Annotated in this window: 8 protein-coding genes; all 8 read right to left on the bottom strand. The window is 42.2% G+C overall.

The features are described 5' to 3' along the window. Positions 1-492 (bottom strand): S8 family serine peptidase (locus ACGLXV_RS05225; RefSeq protein ID WP_391557800.1); only part of this gene is annotated, 492 nt, incomplete at its 3' end. Between the two features lie 752 nt (positions 493-1,244). After that, on the bottom strand, positions 1,245-1,874 hold the full coding sequence (upp, locus tag ACGLXV_RS05220; RefSeq protein WP_119710256.1) for a uracil phosphoribosyltransferase: 630 nt from the start codon (positions 1,872-1,874) through the stop codon (positions 1,245-1,247). A gap of 153 nt (positions 1,875-2,027) precedes the next feature. Continuing rightward, positions 2,028-3,275: a serine hydroxymethyltransferase gene (gene glyA, locus ACGLXV_RS05215; RefSeq protein ID WP_391557799.1), complete on the bottom strand. Its 1,248-nt coding sequence runs from the start codon at positions 3,273-3,275 to the stop codon at positions 2,028-2,030. 183 nt (positions 3,276-3,458) lie between these two features. Beyond that, entirely contained in the window at positions 3,459-4,034 is a 576-nt protein-coding gene (locus ACGLXV_RS05210) for a TIGR01440 family protein (RefSeq protein WP_391557798.1), read from the bottom strand. 18 nt (positions 4,035-4,052) lie between these two features. Then, the gene (gene rpiB, locus ACGLXV_RS05205; protein WP_119710259.1) at positions 4,053-4,496 is read right to left on the bottom strand and encodes a ribose 5-phosphate isomerase B; all 444 of its coding nucleotides are present in this window, start codon (positions 4,494-4,496) and stop codon (positions 4,053-4,055) included. 116 nt (positions 4,497-4,612) lie between these two features. Beyond that, positions 4,613-5,908, bottom strand: coding sequence for a methyl-accepting chemotaxis protein (locus ACGLXV_RS05200; protein ID WP_391557797.1), 1,296 nt, complete (start codon positions 5,906-5,908; stop codon positions 4,613-4,615). 21 nt (positions 5,909-5,929) lie between these two features. Then, a complete protein-coding gene (locus ACGLXV_RS05195) occupies positions 5,930-6,361 on the bottom strand; it encodes a low molecular weight protein arginine phosphatase (protein WP_391557796.1) in 432 nt (143 codons plus the stop codon). A gap of 221 nt (positions 6,362-6,582) precedes the next feature. Further along, on the bottom strand, positions 6,583-6,984 hold a 402-nt coding region (locus ACGLXV_RS05190; protein ID WP_391557795.1), incomplete at its 5' end, for a manganese efflux pump.

Here is a 6,984-nt window from a genome sequence, read left to right as displayed (position 1 = left end):
GAGATCATAGCCTCTTTTATAACTTCGTCTTAAGTCAGGATGATTGTAATCAATGCCTGTATCAATGACCCCAACAGTGATCCCTTTTCCGGTGAGCCTTTGATTTTTCGGATCAAAATAGCCTCTGATCGTTTCTGCACCAATGATCTTGGTATTCGTTTCCGATTGGACGCTATATGTACTAACAGGGGAAACCGACTCCACCTTATTCGTTTGCGCAAGCTTATCTAATGATCTCTTCGTTCCTTTTACCGAAAACCCGTTAAGAGCCTCTGTAAAAATATGACGCAGTTCAAGATCAGGGTACGGTTGGATAATCTCTTTAATTTGCTGTTCATTTGCTTGTGTTGGCAATGTTACGATTGCCACTTTTTCAGTTTCTGGAGATTCTTCAGGAATGGGCGGGTGGATGAGCGTTTTTGCTGATGTAGTTGGAGTGCAAACAAATGAGAATACCACGGCTGTTAAAATAATGATGATTATTGATTTCACGCTTGTAAGCACCTCCGAAGTTTTTTACTAGGTTTTGTTACTCGGTGATGAGTTATGCGTATAGAGGATGATAGAGGGTGCTTTTTTTATTGCTGGAGGATTGAAGGTTGTAGTTAATATATTCGAACTTGAACCTAGTTCCGACCCTTTTTTCTGTCGAATCAATTTCTATTAAGACTCTATCCTAGTTCCAATCCTTTTTCTTGTCCGAATGGCACCTCTATTCGGACTACTCTCCGGTCCCAGCGCTCTTTCCTGTCCAAATGACACCTCTATTCAGACTCATCTCCAGTCCCAACGCGCTTTCCTGTCCGAATGATACCTCTATTCAGACTCATCTCCAGTCCCAACGCGCTTTCCTGTCCGAATGACACCTCTATTCGGACTACTCTCCGGTCCCAACGCGCTTTCCTGTCCGAATGATACCTCTATTCAGACTCATCTCCTGGTCCCAACGCTCTTTCCTGTCCGAATGATACCTCTATTCAGACTCATCTCCGGTCCCAGCGCTCTTTCCTGTCCGAATGATACCTCTATTCGGACTACTCTCCTGGTCCCGGCCCTCTTTCTTGTCCGAATGACAACTCTATTCAGACTCCCCTCTGGTCCCTGCGCTCTTTCCTGTTCGAATAGTACCTTTAATCGGACCCAATCTTGTGCTAGCGGATTAGTTGTCCGATTAACCTCTTCATCATCCTTCAATCAACTACTCCATGCAAAAAAGCTAACCGCCCCAGCGGTTAGCCCTAATCTTACTTCGTTCCAAACAAACGGTCACCAGCGTCACCTAGTCCAGGGACGATGTAGCCGTGGTCGTTTAATTTTTCGTCTAGTGCTGCGATGTAGATGTCTACATCCGGGTGTGCTTCTTTCAGAGCGTCCACGCCTTCTGGTGCTGCGATTAGGCACATGAATTTAATATGCTTCGCGCCGCGCTTTTTCAATGAGTGGAGCGCTTCGATCGCTGAACCACCTGTTGCAAGCATTGGATCCACTACGATGAAGTCGCGCTCTTCTACGTCGCTCGGTAACTTAACGTAGTACTCAACTGGCATCAATGTTTCTGGGTCACGATACAGACCGATATGTCCAACTTTTGCTGCAGGGATAAGCTTTAAGATGCCATCTACCATTCCGATTCCCGCACGTAAAATAGGGACAATCCCTATTTTTTTCCCAGATAACACATTTGATTTCATTGTGCTTACTGGTGTGTCAATTTCGATTTCTTCTAACGGCATGTCACGAGTAATTTCGAACGCCATTAATGTTGCTACTTCGTCTACTAGCTCACGGAAGTCCTTTGTTCCTGTATTTTTTTCGCGGATGTATGTAAGCTTATGCTGAATGAGGGGATGATCAAACACATATACCTTTGCCATCTAGCATCTCTCCTTTTCTAACTCGATTCATAAACACTTCGTCTAATTTTACAGAAAAAACTTCCCGTGGGCAACCTCGAACAGAAATTGGATGTAACAATTCTGAGACAAAACAAAAAGCCAGCCCAAAAAACTTAGGCTGGCTAGTAAAAATTATATTTGTCTTTCTGGATATAAAGTGAAACGGCTAGTTAATGCAGATACACGCTCTCTTGCTTCTGCTAACTTCGCTTCATCTTCATGGTTTTTCAATGTAAAGCTAATGATACTTGCGATTTCTTTCATTTCAGCCGCACCAAATCCACGAGAAGTAACAGCTGCTGTACCGATACGAATTCCGCTTGTTACAAATGGACTTGCTGTGTCAAATGGAATTGTGTTTTTGTTAACTGTGATTCCTACTTCATCAAGTACATGCTCAGCTACTTTACCAGTTAAGCCTAAAGAACGAACATCGATTAATAGAAGGTGGTTGTCTGTTCCACCAGATACTAAGCTAATTCCTTCTTCTTGCAAGCTTTCAGCTAAAGTCTTAGCGTTAGCAATGATGTTTGCTGCATAATCTTTGAAGCTGTCTTGTAATGCTTCACCGAAAGCAACTGCCTTTGCAGCGATTACGTGCATTAATGGTCCACCTTGAATTCCAGGGAAGATCGACTTGTCGATTTTCTTACCCCATTCTTCGCTAGTAAGGATCATACCACCACGAGGACCACGTAATGTTTTATGTGTAGTTGTTGTTACAAAATCAGCGTAAGGAACTGGGTTTTGGTGAAGGCCAGCTGCTACTAAACCAGCGATATGAGCCATATCTACCATTAAATAAGCGCCCACTTCATCAGCGATTTCTCTGAACTTTTTAAAATCAATTGCACGAGGGTAAGCACTCGCACCAGCAACGATCATTTTTGGTTTATGCTCTAAAGCTTTTTGGCGTACGATGTCATAGTCGATCATTTGCGTTTGCTCGTCTACTCCATACTCTACGAAATTGTATTGAACACCACTGAAGTTAACCGGACTTCCGTGTGTTAAGTGACCACCGTGAGATAGGTTCATCCCAAGAACTGTGTCACCTTGCTCAAGAGCAGTAAAATAAACAGCCATATTGGCTTGAGCACCTGAGTGAGGTTGTACGTTTACATGCTCAGCACCGAAGATTGCTTTTGCGCGGTCACGAGCGATGTCTTCTACCACGTCAACATGCTCACAGCCACCGTAGTAACGCTTGCCTGGATAGCCTTCTGCATACTTGTTTGTTAAAACAGATCCTTGTGCTTCCATTACCGCTTCACTTACAAAGTTTTCTGATGCAATTAGTTCAATCTTAGTTCTTTGACGTCCTAATTCGTCTTGAATAGCTTGTAAAACTTGCGTATCTTGCTGTGCTAAATGCTTCATCGTAATCCCCCTTGTATGTTAAAAAACTAATTTATATAGCAGTTTCGAAAATTCCTACTTTATCTTAACACACTCTCCATATGACAGGCACGAAAAAAATATTTTTGTAAGCGTTATTTTCGTCTTTTTCCAACATTTTTCGCTATTCGAAAGAAAAAAGCTTCTGCAAAATCTGCAAAAGCTTTATGAACAAGACTCATTCCCCTTCGAATGTTCGTATATTGCTCGAGCCCCTCCAATTAATTTCGGACGCGTTCGAGCCAGCGTCACATGTGCACTGCCAAGCTCAGAAATCGACGCTCGAACCGGAACTGCTACATGCTTTATATGCATCCCAATAAAAGTATCTCCAATATCAATCCCCGCATCCGCTTGAATAAACTCAACGACTACCGGTTCAGAAAAATGATTATAAGCATATGTAGCCATTGCTCCCCCAGCTTGTCTGACTGGAACAACGGACACTTCCTCCCAACCCTTTTGATCAGCAGTCGCTCGTTCAACAACAAGGGCACGATTTAAATGCTCGCAGCACTGAAAAGCAAGAGCTACTCCTGTTTGCTGACTGAATTCACGAAGACTGGAAAAAATTAGCTCAGCCACTTCATTTGTTCCCGCTGTACCAATTTTCTTCCCAATCACCTCGCTCGTGCTACAGCCAATCACAAGAACATGCTTATCCGTTAACACTACTTGGTCCGAAAAATCTGCTAAAATCGTTTGCAGCTGGTTTTTCCAAATGGACAAATCGCTTGTCATTTGTACCCCTCCATCGACTTACTTGCTTTTCTCGTAATCGCTTATTTTCCCAATTCTGTTTGCATGTCTTCCGCCTTCAAATTCTGTTTCAAGCCACACCATAGCAATCTCACGTGCCAGTCCAGGTCCGATAACTCTTTCTCCCATAGCTAGCATATTGCTGTCGTTATGCTGACGTGTTGCCTTCGCACTAAATACGTCATGAACAAGGGCACAACGAATGCCGTTTACTTTATTTGCAGCAATGCTCATTCCGATTCCTGTTCCACAAATCAAAATTCCGCGATCGTATTCACCGTTTGCTACCTTTTGCGCAACCGGCAAAGCAAAATCTGGATAATCGACTGATGTATCACATTCACAGCCAAAATCATCATACTGAATTCCAATTTCATCCATAAGACTTTTAATTTCTTCTCGAATATTTACGCCACCGTGATCAGATGCAATTGCTACCTTCATCGTTACGCCTCCCATTTGTAAAAACTACCTTTATTTTGACATAACCTTAAATAAAGATAAAGCTCGTGCTTCTAAAAAAAATAAGACCCTGCATCCGTTTGCAGAGTCCATATCTCCTACATCTTAAATCTAGTAATCGTACCTTTAAGTTTAACTGCCTGTTCATTCAACTCGTGCGCAAGGCGCTCAACATTTTCGATAACCTCTGTTTGCTGTCCTACAGCTATCGCTACCTCTGTTGCTCCTGCTGATGTTTCTTCTGCTATCGCAGCCACTTCCTGTGATTGCGTGGCTGTATGCTGAATTCCTTCCATTTGTCGGTCAACAAGAGTTGAAATTTTTTCTACTGCTGACGCCATTTGAACGACTGTTCTTGTCATTTCTTCAATTGCTTGGTTGGTAGCATTGCCTTTTTCAGCTTGTCCAAGTGCAATATCTACTTGGTTTGTTATCTGAGACACCACATTACGTACTTCGCCCTGTATATTTTGAATCAGCTCAGAAATTCCTTGAACCGCTTTTGCACTCTCATCCGCTAGCTTACGAACTTCGTCTGCCACAACAGCAAAGCCTTTTCCGTGCTCACCCGCCCGAGCAGCTTCAATCGATGCGTTAAGAGCTAAAAGGTTAGTCTGGGCCGCTATATCCCCAACCAATTGGATAATCCTTTCCACTTGCGACGCATTTTCCTCTAGTTTTTTCACTGAGACTAGCGACTGCTTATTATCTTCAGCAAGTGTTTGAATGCCTGATACTAGTGAGAAAATTACCTTTTTAGACTGGTCAAGCTCTTCGACCATCTCATTGGAGATTTTTTTCGACTGCTTTGCGGTTATTTGAACTTCTTCCGCAAGATGAGTGACTTCATCAATCGAACTGGCTGAGTCTTGAGTCGCAGCCGCTGAATTTTCTGCTCCAAGCGAGATTTCATTGACCGTTCGATCGATCATTTCTGCTCTTTCTGCCGCCATGGCACTTTCTTTTGTAATGGCAATGACCTTTTCATTCGTTTGCTTGAAGTTCTCATCAATGGTTTGGACCATATCACGTAAATTAAACAGCATATGATTAAATGCAACGCCTAGCGAGCGAATTTCGTCATCTGATTTGGATAACTCCACATCCTCACAAATGTCCCCGTGCGCTGCTTTTAGTGTGACTCGCTCTAGCTTTTGAAGAGGCTTAATGATAAAACCAGCCGCTAAAAACGCTAAAATCCCGGACCATAGGATCCCCAATAAATAAGTGACGATCGAAAAGCCCGCTTTATTCATTCCAATAAAGTCCTGAATGATCGGAAATAATACATCAATAAATAACGCACTCGTTGTATACGTAATCACTGCTAAAATGGTAGTAAATAATACAAGCTTTTTCCTAAGCCCAAACTTGAATGCCTTTTTCTCCCCCATAAAGCCTTCCCCCTGGTTGTATTACGATAATTTGTGTAAGCTTTTTTCAATTAATTGCTTCAGCTCTTCGAATGTTTGTTGGTAAACAGACAGAGATCCACCATAAGGGTCACTTACATCCCCAAATCCACCAGCAAATTCTTTCAGTGTAAAGGTTTTCACTTGTGCTGACGGGAACGTTGCAACAATATTCGCTTTATGACCCGCTGTCATCGTTAAGATATACGTTGCCCACTCTACCTGCTGTTCCGTTAATAAAGAGGATTGATGGTCATGCTCCATCTGTTGATCATCTAGTACTTTTTTTGCATGTGGAGATGCATTGCTTCCATTCATAGCAAATACTCCGGAAGAACGAACTTCTACTCCGGGTATGTTTTTACTTTTTAAAATAGCCTCAGCCATTGGACTTCTGCACGTGTTTCCGGTACATACAAACAATACATTTATCATAATGATTCTCTCCTCTATCTTTATTATATGACATTATTCCTTATTACTAAAGTATGACTTCGTGCAACCTTAAGTTGAATATGTCGTTTGGAACGCATTCTCTTCGCTGTTATTCATAGCCTAATAAAGGCTTGTTCATGCATTCCAAATGACCATTATTTTTTCACAGAAAAAGGCATTTTCGTTAAGAAAACACCTTTTTCACTATGGGTTCAATTGTATTAGAATGGTAGCAATAATTTAATCCCAAAGGCAAGCAAAATCGTGCCTCCTAATGCTTCACTGTATGTTCCAAGCCACCCTTGAACTTTACGTCCCACAAGAAGACCTAACCAAGTTAAAATAGTGGCACCAATTCCGAAGCAAGTTAGGACTAGAAATGTTTTGGCACCATAAATACCTAGTGTCAACCCGACCGAAAAGCTATCAAGACTCACACTTAGTGCAAATACAAGTAGTCCAAAACCAACCGGAGTGATAAAGGAACTGTCGTCTTCTCTAAAGCATGACCAAAGCATTTGCAAACCTAATACAATTAAAAGGCCTCCGCCGCAATAAGCAGCAAATGCACCAAACTGCTCGGACAAAAATCTTCCTGCAATCATCCCTAATAACGGCATCCA

The organism is Robertmurraya sp. (assembly GCF_036676585.1).
Taxonomy (GTDB): Bacteria; Bacillota; Bacilli; order Bacillales; family Cytobacillaceae; genus Robertmurraya_A.
The sequence above is the reverse complement of the archived record's forward strand: the minus strand, read 5'-3'. Positions and strand labels throughout refer to the sequence as shown.